This window comes from Pseudochrobactrum sp. XF203, from assembly GCF_020341615.1.
Taxonomy (GTDB): domain Bacteria; phylum Pseudomonadota; class Alphaproteobacteria; order Rhizobiales; family Rhizobiaceae; genus Pseudochrobactrum; species Pseudochrobactrum saccharolyticum.
Map to the genome: position 1 here is coordinate 214,788 of NZ_CP084392.1, position 14,908 is coordinate 229,695.

9 protein-coding genes are annotated in these 14,908 nt (G+C 52.7%); 5 read left to right on the plus strand and 4 right to left on the minus strand.

Annotated elements, in window-relative coordinates:
* Window positions 1–166 precede the first annotated feature (166 nt).
* The 4 genes from LDL70_RS00910 to LDL70_RS00925 all read left to right on the plus strand — a co-directional run bounded on the left by LDL70_RS00910 (window position 167) and on the right by LDL70_RS00925 (window position 4,601).
* A complete protein-coding gene (locus LDL70_RS00910) occupies window positions 167–1,168 on the plus strand; it encodes a GAF domain-containing protein (protein ID WP_221719222.1) in 1,002 nt (333 codons plus the stop codon).
* 232 nt (window positions 1,169–1,400) lie between these two features.
* Window positions 1,401–2,918 (plus strand): aldehyde dehydrogenase, encoded by a 1,518-nt coding sequence (adh, locus tag LDL70_RS00915; protein WP_075654112.1) that lies wholly within the window; start codon window positions 1,401–1,403, stop codon window positions 2,916–2,918.
* Window positions 2,919–3,180: 262 nt separating this feature from the next.
* The gene (locus LDL70_RS00920) at window positions 3,181–4,215 is read left to right on the plus strand and encodes a zinc-dependent alcohol dehydrogenase (RefSeq protein WP_028233590.1); all 1,035 of its coding nucleotides are present in this window, start codon (window positions 3,181–3,183) and stop codon (window positions 4,213–4,215) included.
* A 20-nt stretch (window positions 4,216–4,235) separates the two neighbouring features.
* The gene (locus LDL70_RS00925; protein ID WP_225686037.1) at window positions 4,236–4,601 is read left to right on the plus strand and encodes a DUF779 domain-containing protein; all 366 of its coding nucleotides are present in this window, start codon (window positions 4,236–4,238) and stop codon (window positions 4,599–4,601) included.
* A 64-nt stretch (window positions 4,602–4,665) separates the two neighbouring features.
* Here LDL70_RS00925 and LDL70_RS00930 read toward each other — a convergent pair whose 3' ends face one another.
* From LDL70_RS00930 to LDL70_RS00945, 4 genes are all read right to left on the minus strand, one after another.
* Window positions 4,666–7,026, minus strand: a complete 2,361-nt coding sequence (locus LDL70_RS00930) for a glucose/quinate/shikimate family membrane-bound PQQ-dependent dehydrogenase (protein WP_225686039.1) — start codon at window positions 7,024–7,026, stop codon at window positions 4,666–4,668.
* Window positions 7,027–7,270: 244 nt separating this feature from the next.
* Window positions 7,271–9,781, minus strand: coding sequence for a heavy metal translocating P-type ATPase (locus LDL70_RS00935; RefSeq protein ID WP_225686041.1), 2,511 nt, complete (start codon window positions 9,779–9,781; stop codon window positions 7,271–7,273).
* A gap of 17 nt (window positions 9,782–9,798) precedes the next feature.
* Window positions 9,799–10,026 carry a heavy-metal-associated domain-containing protein gene (locus LDL70_RS00940; RefSeq protein WP_075654115.1) on the minus strand — a complete coding sequence of 76 codons (228 nt, stop codon included), beginning with the start codon at window positions 10,024–10,026 and terminating at the stop codon, window positions 9,799–9,801.
* Window positions 10,027–10,212: 186 nt separating this feature from the next.
* Window positions 10,213–12,312, minus strand: a complete 2,100-nt coding sequence (locus LDL70_RS00945; RefSeq protein WP_225686049.1) for a bifunctional diguanylate cyclase/phosphodiesterase — start codon at window positions 12,310–12,312, stop codon at window positions 10,213–10,215.
* Window positions 12,313–12,802: 490 nt separating this feature from the next.
* Here LDL70_RS00945 and LDL70_RS00950 point away from each other — a divergent pair, with 490 nt between their 5' ends.
* Entirely contained in the window at window positions 12,803–14,896 is a 2,094-nt protein-coding gene (locus LDL70_RS00950) for an LTA synthase family protein (protein ID WP_225686051.1), read from the plus strand.
* The last annotated feature ends 12 nt before the right edge of the window (window positions 14,897–14,908 follow it).

The window sequence follows — 14,908 nt, forward strand, 5'->3', positions numbered from 1 at the left end:
TGGTTTAAGTTTACACCGCAGCCTGATTTATCAAGCTGCGGTGTTTGTTTTTATAGCCTTAGTTTCTCCTCCTTTGGGTCTCATCCTCATGCTCTTCACAGCAGCATAAATCTGGACTACCATTCTCTGTGCAGACACTGAGTGAAGCTCTGGAGGAGAGCCAGCAATGAGCATTCAGTCAGGCGAAATATCCGCCGCGGCAGGTCAGTCAGTCTTCAGCGCTCATGCGGAGCGGGTTCACTCTGCCATTCGTGGCAGCGGTGCAGCGCGTTCTGCCCTCGTTGCCTCATGGCAGCGGTCTGCCCGTCTGCACGGGTTGAAACCACAGGATCCCGGCAAACCCCAAACTATCACCGCTCAGAAACTGCGCGAAGTGCAGGAATATGTCGAGCCGCTGACCCATCTGGCACAACCGGTGCTGGATCGTCTGTTTCTGTCAGTTGGCGGCATCGGTTGTTGTGTATTGCTGGCTGACGGTACTGGTGTGCCGGTGGAGCGGCGCGGGGCTGTTGCGGACGATAAGATATTTCATAAATGGGGACTCTGGACGGGTGCCGTCTGGAGTGAAGCCTGTGAGGGTACCAATGGCATTGGCACCTGTATTGTCGAGCAACGCGCAGTGACAATTCACCGTGACCAGCATTTTCATGCAAGAAATGCTGGGCTTTCCTGCTCTGTTGCCCCGATCCACGATCATACAGGGCAACTTGTTGCGGTGCTTGATGTATCCTCCTGCCGGTCTGACCTGACTGAGGCCTATGCAGGGTTGATTTTTGCTGCGGTGAATGACGCGGCACGCAAGATTGAGACAGATTATTTCCGCTATCATTTCCAGAAAGCCCGCATTGTTCTGGCACCTGTCACTGAGCATAACAGCGGCGCACTGCTGGCAATTGATCGTGATGATATGGTGATTGGTGCCAGCCGTTCCGCACGTCTGGCACTGGGGTTGGGCGAAGACGGGTTGAAAGATCCGGTTCCTGCGGCCGATTTCTTCGGAACGCTGGCTGAGCAGGATATGGATATGGCCGAAGCTGAACGCGGTGTCATTATCCGCGCCCTTGCACGGGCTGAGGGTAAAATTTCCTCGGCAGCCAAAATTCTTGGCATGAGCCGTGCAACCCTGCATCGTAAGCTCAACCGTTTGCAGATCAGACGAAACGGCTGAGCCGCGCGGCATTCCGGAAAATGTGAAATGTTTTTTGGACGGGATGCACGAATTTAAAGCCATCTCTCAAACTGTCTCATTCTTGCGACATTGCGGGCAAGAGTTTGTGATGAGTGCTCCGCTGGCCTCATGACAAGCCGCGTATTTCCCGCAACATTATTGGTGAGTTCAGGCATGTCTATCTGAGGAGAGATAGCGTGCTGATAATGAGCGAAAAACAGGGAGAGAGACAATGAACAAGGTTGAAGTAAACCGGACAGTTCATCCTAAATTTGCCAAACGCTATGGCAATTTCATCGGCGGCAAATGGGTCGAACCGAAATCCGGACGTTATTTTGAGAATATTTCACCGGTCAACGGACAGGTTCTCTGCGAGATTGCCCGTTCCGATGCGGCAGATGTGGAACTGGCGCTTGATGCCGCCCACGCCGCGAAAGAAGCATGGGGGCGCACCAGTGCCGCAGAACGTGCGCTGATCCTTAATAAAATCGCTGACCGGATGCAGGATAATCTGGCACTGCTGGCCGAAGCCGAAACCTGGGACAACGGCAAGCCGATCCGTGAAACCACCAATGCCGATATGCCGCTGGCGATTGACCATTTCCGCTATTTTGCCGGTGCTATCCGTGCGCAGGAAGGCGGTATTTCTGAAATCGATCACGATACAGTCGCCTATCACTTCCATGAACCTTTGGGCGTGGTCGGGCAGATTATTCCGTGGAACTTCCCGATCCTGATGGCGGTGTGGAAACTCGCACCGGCACTGGCTGCGGGTAACTGTGTGGTGCTGAAACCGGCTGAGCAGACACCGGCTTCTATTCTGGTGCTGGCGGAACTGATCGGCGATCTGTTGCCTGCCGGTGTGCTGAATATTGTTAATGGTTTTGGTCTTGAGGCCGGTAAACCTTTGGCTTCCAGCCCGCGCATAGCCAAAATCGCCTTTACCGGTGAAACCACAACCGGCCGTCTGATTATGCAATATGCCAGTCAGAATCTCATTCCGGTCACGCTGGAGCTGGGTGGTAAATCACCCAACATCTTCTTTGAAGATGTGACTGCGGAAGATGATGACTATCTCGACAAGGCCATTGAAGGCTTTGTGATGTTTGCGCTCAATCAGGGTGAGGTCTGTACCTGCCCGAGCCGTGCGCTGATCCATGAAAAAATCTACGACAAATTCATGGAAAAAGCCCTGAAGCGCGTTGAGGCAATTGTGCAGGGTGACCCGCTCAATCCGGCAACCATGATCGGCGCGCAGGCCTCGCAGGAGCAGCTGGAAAAAATCCTCAGCTATATGGATATCGGTCGTCAGGAAGGTGCGGAAGTGCTGACCGGTGGCGAACGTAACCAGCTTGGTGGTGATCTGGCCGGTGGTTTCTATGTGAAGCCGACGGTCTTCAAAGGCCACAATAAGATGCGGATTTTTCAGGAAGAAATCTTCGGTCCTGTGGTTTCTGTCACGACCTTTAAAACGGATGAGGAAGCGCTGTCGATTGCCAATGACACGCTTTATGGCCTTGGCTCCGGTGTGTGGACGCGTAACGGCAACCGTGCTTACCGCTTTGGCCGTGGTATTCAGGCAGGGCGCGTCTGGACAAACTGCTACCATGCTTATCCGGCACACGCGGCTTTTGGTGGTTACAAACAATCCGGAATAGGGCGCGAAAATCACCTGAAAATGCTCGATCATTACCAGCAGACCAAAAATATGCTGGTGAGCTACAGCCCTAAGAAACTGGGCTTCTTCTGATCTGACGAAATGATCTCCCCCGAAGTCATGATCGGTTTCGGGGGAGATATGCATAACAAAAAATGAGAGCGAACGCAGTGAGTAGGATGCGTTGCAAACGCTCTGAATGTGGTTGCATTCCACGGCTGTCAGGCTGATCCGGCCTGATTGTGAAATGCTTCAGCCACGGTGATCCGGTCAATCCGGCTCGCCGACTTTCCGTAATGTTGGTGTCATGAATGGAACAGAAGGAGTGCCTCTCTTTCTGCCAAAGGAGATTGTTATGGCAAAAACTATGAAAGCCGCTGTTGTACGTGAATTCGGAAAACCCCTGACAATTGATGAAGTGCCGATACCTGTGCCGGGGCCGGGGCAAATTCAGGTTGCTATTCAGGCATCCGGTGTCTGTCACACCGATCTTCATGCGGCTGAAGGCGATTGGCCGGTGAAACCCAATCCGCCATTTATTCCGGGACATGAAGGTGTGGGCTATGTCTCCGGCGTCGGTGCCGGTGTCAAACATGTCAAGGAAGGTGACCGCGTTGGTATTCCGTGGCTTTATACGGCTTGCGGCTATTGCAACCATTGTCTCGGTGGTTGGGAGACCTTGTGTGAATCGCAGGAAAATACCGGCTATTCTGTGAATGGCGGCTTTGCCGATTATGTGGTGGCTGATCCGAATTTCGTCGGTCATTTGCCGAAGAATATCGAGTTTAACGAAATCGCGCCGGTACTCTGCGCTGGTGTGACCGTTTATAAAGGGCTGAAAGTCACGGATACCAAACCCGGTGACTGGATGGTGATTTCCGGTATCGGCGGGCTTGGCCATATGGCGGTGCAATATGCCAAAGCCATGGGGCTCAATGTTGTGGCTGTCGATATTGATGATGCCAAACTCGATCTGGCGCGACGGCTGGGTGCAGTCGCAACCGTCAATGCCAAAACCAGTAATGATCCGGCAGCCGAAGTGAAAAAACTGACCGATGGCGGTGCGCAGGGCGCACTGGTGACGGCGGTTTCGCCAAAAGCATTCCAGCAGGCGCTGGGGATGATGTCGCGTGGCGGCACGATTGCTTTCAACGGTCTTCCTGCCGGTGAGTTTCCTGTGTCGATTTTCAACATGGTGCTGAATGGCGTGACATTGCGCGGTTCCATTGTCGGCACAAGGCTGGATTTACAGGAGTCGCTTGATTTTGCTGCAGATGGTAAAGTGAAGGCGACGATCAGCACTGACAGGCTGGAGAATATCAACGCGATTTTCGACAAGATGCGCAAAGGTGAAATCGAAGGCCGTATCGTGATGGATATGACGAAGTAACTTACGAACAGGAGGGTGTCATGATTGAAGCAGAAATGAACACGAATACAGCACCGCTGAACAAAGTGACTGCGACGCCTGACGCCCTCAAACTGATTGCCGAATTGCAGGCAGAATACGGCCCTGTGATGTTTCACCAGTCCGGCGGTTGCTGTGATGGTTCATCGCCGATGTGCTATGCACAAGGTGATTTTCTGATCGGTGATCAGGATGTGCAATTGGGTGAAATTGGCGGTGCGCCGTTTTATATCAGCCGCTCGCAATATGAAGCATGGAAACATACGGATCTGATTATTGATGTGGTGCCGGGGCGGGGCGGTATGTTCTCGCTCGATAATGGCCGTGAAGTGCGTTTTCTGACCCGCTCGACGATTTGTACGATTTAATTGCTCCCAAGGCGTGACGTAAAAAAGGGCGGAAATTCCGCCCTTTTTTATATGTCTGTGTGGCTTATGGCAGCTTGTAAGACATCACATAATCACCGGCTTTGGTGCCGACTGAACCATGGCCACCGGCCACGATCAGCACATATTGTTTGCCGTCTTTGCCGGTATAGCTCATCGGTGTGGACTGACCACCCGCAGGCAGACGTGTCTGCCAGAGTTGCTTACCGGTTGTGAGATCATAGGCGCGCAGATAATCGTCAACCGCTGCACCGAGGAAGGCAACGCCGCCTGCGGTAATCATCGGCCCGCCGATACCCGGCACGCCAAGTTTCAGCGGAATTGGCACCGGTGCCATATCTTCTACCGTACCGTTTTTATGTTTATAGGCGATCTTGCCTGTGCGCAGGTCAACACCGGCCACATAGCCCCATGGCGGCGACTGGCACGGAATGCCAAGCGGTGACAGGAGTGGCCCCATAAATACGCCGTAAGGCGCGCCGTCATTACGGTTCAACCCTTGTTCACTGGCTTTTTCATCCTCACCTTTCGGCGGAATCTGATCCGCAGGCACAAGGCGAGAGGTGAAGGCCAGATAGGTCGGCATACCGAACATCACCTGACGTTTCGGATCAACCGCCACACTGCCCCAGTTAAAGACGCCGAAATTGCCGGGATAGACAATTGTACCCTGCAGGGAAGGCGGGGTGTAACGACCTTCATAGCGCAGCGAGCGGAACTGGATGCGGCAGGCAAGCTGATCGAACATCGTTGCCCCCCACATATTGGCTTCCGTCAGCGGCGGAGGATTGAAGCTGAGACCGGAAAGCGGCTGTGTCGGTGCGGAGAAGTCTTCCGGTATTGCACCTGTCGGGGCTGCAACTTCGGTCACAGGAATAATCGCTTCACCGGTGCGCCGGTCGAGCACATAAATATCGCCCTGCTTGGTCGGGCCTACCAGTGCAGGCACAGCTTGTCCGCTCTTATTGGTAATGTCGAGCAGCACGGGCTGAGCAGGCACGTCCATATCCCAGAGATCATGATGCACAGTCTGGCGTACCCAGCGAACCTGACCGGTTTTTACATCCAGAGCTGTGATGGAGGAAGAATATTTCTCTACCGCCTCACTGCGCCCCATGCCGAGCTGATCCGGCACCTGATTACCGAGAGGTATATAGATGAGGCCGAGATTTTCATCAGCGCTGAATACCGACCAGCTGTTCGGTGAATTGGTGGTGTAATGCTCACCGTCCGCAATCGGTGTGGTGACATCAGGATTACCGGAATCCCAGTTCCACAACAGCTGACCGGTGAGAATATCAAAGGCGCGGATAACGCCCGACTGTTCCTGCGTCGAGAAATTATCATTCACTGCGCCGCCGACGATGATTTTTCCGTCCATCGCAGTTGGCGGGGAGGTAGAGTAATAATAGCCGGACGGATTATATTTCATGCCGCGGGTCAGATCGAGCACGCCTTTTTCGGCAAAACTCTCGCAAATCTGGCCGGTTTTGGCATCCAGTGCAATCAGATGCGCATCCGATGTCGGCAGATAAACCCGCTCATAACAGGCCTGATCTGCGGCAACGCTCTGGTCTTTCCAATAGGTCACGCCACGGCAGGTCTGGTGCTGGCGCTGGGTATTGGCGCTGACCTCAGGGTTATAGCGCCATTTTTCCTTGCCGGTATCCGCATCCAGCGCAATGGCAATATTATGCGGCGTGCAGAGATAAAGCGTGTCTTCAATCTTGAGCGGTGTCACCTGATAAGTGGTTTCCGTCACATCCTGCGGCTGACGTACATCGCCGGTTTGGTACTGCCATGCAAGCTGCAGGCTAGCCACATTTTCCGGTGTGATTTGTGTGAGCGGTGAATAACGCTGACCATATTGCGTGCGGCCATATTGATGCCATTCGCCATCCGGTACCATATTGCCCATATCCGGTGTTGCCGCGACCGCTTCCGTGGGAAGGGAGCCGTCGAGATTATGCGGATCTTTGGTGATTGAGATACCGGCAACAATCAATGCGGCCGCGATTGCCCCCAGCAGCGGCAGAGGACTGGCGCTGCCTGCACGTGCCTGTTCTATCGTTGGTGCCACTTCTCTGCTGGCAGGGCTGAGCGCTTTGCGGATCGGTGGCAGCAACAGCCACAGACCCAGCAGCACAATAATGCCGCCGCGTGAGCCGAGCGGCCACCAGTCAAAACCGACTTCATAAAATGCCCAGCCGAGTGTGCCGAGAATGATCAGGGCATAGACCCAGAGTGCCGCAGCACGGCGGGTGAAAAGCAGTATGGCGGTCAGTAAGAAACCGGCCGCTGTAATAATGTAATAAAGGCTGCCGCCCAGCAGGGCGAGTTTTATGCCACCATAACCAAGCGCGATGCCTATGAACGCAAAGAGGATGGCTGTTAATGAAACTAACACAATGCTACCCCTTATTTATTGAATGGGGAAGAATATAGATCAGTAAAGCACAGCGGGAAGTGCTTCGAAACATTTATTTGAAAATAGAACAAATGAATCGGCGCAGATACAGTTAATTCTGACAGGAAAAGGCGCAGGAAATTCTGTAAAACAATAAGTAAATCAATTCTCTAATCAATGAAAACGCCGCCCTGTTGAGAGCGGCGTTTATCTTCAGAGCATTAGCCTTGGGAGGATGGTGCTTTTATAAACGTGTGCTGGTGAAACTGCGCAGGCGCAGCGCATTGGTCAGCACGAAGATGCTCGACAATGCCATGGCTGCCGCAGCCAGTACCGGCGAGAGCAGGATGCCGTAAAACGGGTAGAGCAGGCCTGCTGCAACCGGAATGAGTGCGGTATTGTAGGAAAACGCCCAGAACAGGTTTTGACGAATATTGCGGATTGTCGCTTTGGACAGAGCAATCGCATCCACAACAGCAGTTAGATCGCCGCTCATCAGCACCACATCGGCGCTTTCAATAGCGATATCCGTACCGGTGCCCACGGCCACACCCACATCAGCCGCAGCCAGTGCCGGTGCATCATTGATGCCATCGCCGACAAAGATGATCTTGCGGTCAGAACCTGCGAGACGCTTCAGTGCTTCCACTTTACCATCCGGCAGAACTTCCGCTGATACCTCATCAATACCGAGTTCTTTGGCAATGGCATTGGCCACGACTTTGCTGTCTCCGGTAATCATCGCCACTTTCAGGCCAAGCTTATGCAGGGCATCAATCGTGGCTTTGGTTGTCGGTTTCAGCTCATCGGCCACGGAGAAGGCGGCGACAAGTGCACCATCGCGAGCCATATAGAGAACGGATTGCGCTTTGGCAGTCATTGCTGCTGCTGCCTCTGCACCGGTGCTGACATCAATGCCGAGCTTTTTCATGAAACGTTCTGCACCGACATGGACGGGCTGACTGTCAACCATGCCACTGACGCCGAAGCCCGGTACAGCTTCAAACTCTTTGACTTCCGGCTGTTTCAGACCTTTGTCTTCCGCAGCCTGCACCACAGCAGTCGCAATCGGATGTTCTGAGCGGGATTCCAATGCGGCTGCCAAAGCCAGCATGTCATCAGCACTCTGATTGCCGAATGTATGGAACTGCGACAGCACAGGCTTGCCAATGGTCAGCGTGCCGGTTTTGTCGAAAGCGATAATATCAGCATCGCGCAGGCTTTGCAGGGCATCACCACGTCGGAACAGCACACCCATTTCCGCACCGCGACCGGTACCGACCATGATCGAGGTCGGTGTTGCCAGGCCCATGGCACAAGGACAGGCGATAATCAGCACGGCAATGGCATTAGCCAGCGCGAAAGTGAAGGCCGGTTCAGGGCCGAAGATAAACCAGATCAGGAAGGTGACAAAGGCTGCGAGCATAACTGCAGGCACAAACCATGTCGTGACCTTATCAATCAGGTTCTGTATCGGCAGCTTGTCGGCCTGTGCATCCTCCACCATGCGGATGATCTGCGAGATCACCATATCCGCACCAACCTTGGTGGCGCGATAGGTGAAGGCGCCGGTCTTGTTGACCGTACCACCGACAACCGTATCACCGACATTTTTCGTGGCAGGGATTGGCTCACCGGTAATCATGGATTCATCAATATAAGACGTACCCTCGGTGATCTCGCCGTCGACCGGCACTTTCTCACCCGGACGCACCAGAACGAGATCGCCTGCACGCACATCCTCCAGCGGAACATCCTGTGCCACGCCGTCACGCACCACACGAGCGGTTTTGGCCTGAAGCCCGAGCAGATGGGCAATGGCATGGGATGTACGGCCTTTGGCGCGGGCTTCCATCCAGCGGCCGATCAGGATCAGCGTAACGATAACCGCTGCTGCCTCATAATAGACATTGACGGTTTGCGCTGGCAGGACAGAGGGCATGAAGGTTGCAACAACCGAGAAGCCCCATGCCGCCAATGTGCCGACAGCTACGAGCGAGTTCATGTCCGGACCGCCGCGCAACAGTGCAGGAATACCGATACGGAAGAAACGCAGACCCGGACCAAACAATACGAGCGTTGTGAGAATGAACTGGAGATACCAGCTGTTCTGCGTACCGATTGAGCCGGCAATAAAATGATGCAGCGGCGGGAACAGATGCGAACCCATTTCTGTGATGAAAACCGGCAGCGCCAAAGCACCGGCAATCAGTACATCGCGCTTGAGGGTTTTAATCTCGGCATCATTTTTCTCTGCACGGCGTTCCGCACCGCTTGCAGGAGCGACCGCTGTCACAGGCTGTGCCGGATAACCGCTTTTGGTAACAATATCTGCCAGCATTTGCGGCGTGACTGACGGATCATTGAGCGTGATGCTGGCGCGTTTGGTCACCAGATTAACAGAGGCCGCAGCAACGCCGGCAGAGGATTGCAGGGTCTTTTCCACGCGTCCGACACAGGATGCGCAGGTCATGCCATCCACTTCCAGCACTACCTGTGCCGGAGGTTGCGGAATATGCGCGGTGTAACCGGCTTTCTTGACGGCTTCGGCAGCAAGGCCTGCATCCGGCTTATCTGCAAAGCGCACGGTGGCCTGCTGTGTCGCCAGATTGACTGTCGCACTGTCGACGCCCGGTAAAGCGAGCAAGGCTTTTTCCACACGGCCTACACAGGAGGCGCAGGTCATGCCGTCAATATCAAGCGTAACAACAGGCTGACCCGAGCGTGTCTGCTCAGGGTGACTATGTTTGGTCATGACAGAAACTCCTGCCTTTAGCCGAGGATTTTTGTTTCGTAACCTGCCGCATCAATGGCTTTGGCAATTGTCGCGGCATTTGCCGGAGCCGAAAAACCGATGCTGGCTTGTTTTTTCGCCAGATCAACGCTGACGGTGCTGACACCTTCAACGGCTTTGGCGGTTTTCTCAATTTTTGCCACGCAGGAACCGCAGCCCATACCGTCAACAGAGAGCAGAACAGTGGAGGAAACGGATTGTGTCATGATGATCTTCAGGGCTGATTATGCGGAAAGTCCCGCCTTTGGAAGCCCTGCCTTTCTTGTCGGTTTCAGGCGCATGTCAGCGCTTTTGTTGATGTTGACAAGAAGATTGGGCTTCCCATGATGGGAAGGTCAAGAGCTTTTTCCGAAAGAAATGTATTTAGCTTAACTATTTGATTTTATGTCTATTTATCCGTCATATCCCGCGATGAAGTCACAAACATCGCGCTGTGACATCGGTTTTCCGGTAAAAAATCCCTGTACCTCACCGAATTGTTCGTCTTTCAGGCGCGTGAGCTGTTCCTGTGTTTCCACGCCTTCTGCCGTCGTCACAATATTGAACGCGCTGCCCAGAGAAACCACAGCCTGAATGATCGCCAGATTGCGTTTGTCATTATCAATATTGGACACAAAACTGCGATCAATCTTGATTTTGTCAAAAGGGAAAGTGCGCAAATAATTGAGGGACGAATAGCCGGTGCCAAAATCGTCCATGGCAATGCTCACGCCCAGATTGCGCAATTCGAATAACAATTCGGTATTATGCTCGGTATTGGACAGCAGCACTGTTTCGGTGATTTCCAGTTCCAGACGGTTGGCCTGCAAGCCGCTTTCTTCAAGCGCGGATTTTACCATGTCCAGCATGTTGCGGCTGTTAAACTGTACCGGCGACAGATTGACAGAAACTTTGATTTTCTCCGGCCATGAAATGGCATCCTGACAGGCCTGCCGCAGAACCCAGGCACCGATTGCAGAAATGATGCCGGTATCTTCGGCAATCGGAATGAAATCATCCGGTGCGACCAGTCCGCGTGTCGGGTGCTGCCAGCGCAACAGAGCTTCACAACCGGTAATAAGATCTGTCGTCAGCGAGAAAATCGGCTGATAAAACAGCACAAATTCATTGTTTTGCAGAGCGGTATGCAATTCCAAAGCCGTGCGGTGGCGTTTTTCGACTGCCTCGCGCATGGATCTTTCATAAAAACGGTACACACCGCGCCGGTCTGCCTTGGCAGCATAAAGCGCCAGATCAGCATTGCGCAACAGCGTATCAATATCCTCACCATCTTCGGGGGCAATGACAACACCGATGGTGCAGCCGACATATTCAGGACTGCCGTCCAGATGAAAAGGTTTGCTGAACAGATTGGTGATTTCTTCAGCAAAATGGCCGATTTCCTGCCGGTGATCAGGGTTTTCCGGATCAAAAGGATGGATGATCGCAAATTCATCACCGCCAAGACGGGCAATAAAATCCTGCGGTTTCAGAAAGGCGCTGAGACGGCGCGCAACCTGACAGAGCAGGGCATCGCCTGCCGCATGGCCGATACTGTCATTGATATGTTTGAAGTGATCGACATCAAGAAACAGCAGGGCATGGCTCTGGATTGCTTCCTTTTTGGAGAATAAATCCGTCGTATGGCGCGAAAAATAGACACGGTTCGGCAGATTTGTCAGCGAGTCATGCATGGCCGTATAGGTCAGATGCGCCTGCAGAGCCTGTTCTTCCGTGATATCTTCCATCAACCCGATCAGATAACGCGGCTTTTCTCCGTTTTGCGACGGAATTGTGCGTTTCATTACCCGTACATGGCGGCTGTGACTGCGCAACGGAATTTCATTTTCGACAGTAAAAACACTGTCACTCTCCATCACATATTGATCCTGCGTGATAAAATTGCGGGCATCTTCTTCATTGAAAACCTGATGATCAGCTTTGCCGATAACATGCGCAGATTCTTTGCCGGTAATGGCACTGGCTGTTTCATTAAACAGAACATAGCGCCCGCTATCCTGCATATCTTTAATGAAAACCCCGATCGGCAGGTTTTTGATCAGGCTGTCGAGCAATGAGCGGGTCTGGCTGATTTCATTGCGCGCTTTGCGGATTTCGGTCTGATCCTGAATGATCGCGAGGATAGCAGGCTGATCGTTGAAATTTGTGCGTCGTCCATAGGTGATGACTTCAATTGTCTCGCCATTGGCTTTCAGATGTTTCCAGATTTGCGGCTTTCCGAAGTCAGTTTCCGCGTGGATGGCAGCGATCATGCGTTCGTGCTCGGATTCAGGGCGGATATCCAGCACAGTCATCCGGCTCATCTGCTCCGGCGTATAGCCGTAAAATTCAAAAGCAGCGTCATTCAGCAATAAAAATTTGAGCGAAATCGGATCATACAGCCACATCGGAATAGGGTGCTGTGTGAAGAGCAAACGAAAATCATTCTCTGATAAAGCAGGCTGAAAATACAGCGGGGAGTCGATCTGACTGTTCAGCGGGGCAGTTGTCATAAAGGCTCCGTGTCTTTTAGTTGGCAAACATCATGCCCGGCAGTGCCGTGCGGCTGTTTACACCGCATGATAAGCCTACACGACACATCACAAATCTTAAAACTACATTACAAGCCTGCGATAATTTTTTTCCAGATATTTCTGAGGAAAAATAGTGAATAAAATCACATCTATTTGAAAAATATAGAGAATTATCGTTCTGGCGATGTTTCATTATTTGTGACGTTTTTTTACAATTTTGTTTTTTTGAATGCAGAACAGTGCCGGAGCATATCCGGCGGTGGAATTTGTCGTCTTTGCTCTTTGTCATCTCTTGCTTCGGACTGCCTGTTTACCTAAAAGCTAACGCCTGTGTGAAGTTTTTGTGAAGTCTTTGTGACTGCTTTTTTATCAGCAATGACCGGTAAAATTACCGGCAGAGACAAACAGGCAGACGCATCGTGTAACGCTGCAGGAACCGGAAAGTTCCTGTTATTTTGGAAGCTGCCCATTGAGCAATCTTGCAACGCCGGTCCCTCATCATGCACCGCATACTGTCCCTTATTCTGACAGCGCGCTGAATCACGGGGATAAGCGGAATGCGGCGCGGCGCGATGGCCGGTTCTGTGCATATTTTGCCCGCAGGCACTGGTTCTGGCGCGCATTGATTGCCACAGCCGGAACGCTGTTCCTCACCCTGTCTGTCGTGATGCTGACCGAGTGGCTGATGCGCGGTTCCGCTGCATCATGGAAGCAGTATTTTACGCTGACACACCGCCCGCTCTGGACAACATTGGGTCTTGTTTTCCTCACACTGTTCTTACTGGACAGCCTGCTGGGGCGCTTGTGGCAGGGTATTTTAATTGTTGCGCCGGTTTTGCTCGGTCTTGCATGGTTCAGCCGGCAAAAGGGCATGTATCTCGGCGATCCGCTCTATCCGAGCGATCTGCTTTATACCCGTCAGGTTGTTGATCTGATGCCATTGCTGGTGCGTGACAGGCCACTGGATGCGGTGCTGATCGTACTCGCCTCGATGGCAGCACTTGCGGCTTTGTATTTTTGCTGGCGCTTTTTCCGTCGCTCTGTGCCGCGCCTGAGCTGGACTGCGCGTGCGGCACGTCTTGCTGTGGCTATGCCGGCTCTGATCTGGTTCGGCAGTATTTCCGATTATTCCAGCTTCTCTTATATCCGCGACCGCATGGGCATTGTGCCGATGATGTGGGATCAGAAAGAAAATTACGCCCATAACGGTTTGGTTGTGGCGTTTATTTTCAATATTCCCATGGCCAATGTCTCTGCGCCGAACGGCTATTCGCAGGAGCGGATTGCAAGCATTGCGGAATATTTATTCCCTGCGGATGATGACAGCGGTCTGCTGGGCGGCTCATCTTCTGCCCACGGCAATACCATTGTTCCGGTTGCTGCACGCAATGATGAAAAACCGGATGTTATTGTGATTATGAGCGAATCTTTCTGGGATCCATCCCGTCTTCCGGGTGTGGCCTTTGATGAAGATCCGATCAAAAATGTGCGTGCCAATCAGTCTGGCCATGTGTTTTCGCCGGAATTCGGCGGCATGACCGCAAATGTTGAATTTGAAGCGCTGACCGGTTTTTCGAATGCCTTTTTGCCTTATGGCAGCATTCCCTATCAGCAATATGTGCGCAGACCTGTGCCTTCGCTGGCCTCATTCTTCAGCGAGCAGGGTTATGAAACCCGTGCACTGCATCCCTATCGCCAGTGGTTCTGGAACCGTGGCTCCGTCTATGAAAATTTCGGCTTTGATAAATTCCTGTCCGAAGAAAATCTGCCGGAGCTGATGAAAAAAGGCCATCTGGCTTCCGATGAAGAATTCACCAGCGAGATTATCCGCTCGGCTGAAGAGGCGGAAAAGCCGCTCTTCCTGTTCGGTGTATCTCTGCAGGGGCATGGTCCTTATGCGCCAAGCCGCTATCCGGACAGCCAGATCAAAGTTGTTACCAATGCTGACAGCGCTGTGAGTGAGGCATCCAAAGGGTCTGTGCGGTCTTTTGCACAGGGCGCACAGGATGCGGATATCAATCTGGGACGATTGATGGCCTGGGCGAAGAAGCGCGAGCGGGAAACAATTATTGTTTTCTTCGGCGATCATCTGCCGCCGCTCGGCGATGTCTATGTTGAGAGCGGTTATATGAAGAACCGTACGGCCAGCCGCGTGGATACGGCCGATCATATGCTGGCGCAGCATGAAACGCCGCTGGTGCTGTGGTCAAGCCGTACAGACAGTTTGCGCGGTGTCGGCACAATCAGCCCGTCTTTCCTGCCGCTTTATGTTCTGGAAATGGCCGGTCTCCAGCATCCTTACTACACCGGTTTTCTGGGCAAAGTGCATCAGGAATATAGCGTGATTGATGGCCATTTGCTGCTGGATAAAGATTACACGCCCCATGCCGGATGGATGCAGCAACCGGTAATGCCGCAGATTTTGCAGGATTACCGTCAGGTTCAGTATGATATGATGTTCGGAAACAGCTATTCCAAAGAAAAGATGTTTCCGTTTATCAGTGCCGGTATTTATGCCACGACCGGTCAGGACAACAAAAAACAGGTTACATCGCAATATTAGCGGATTGAGCGC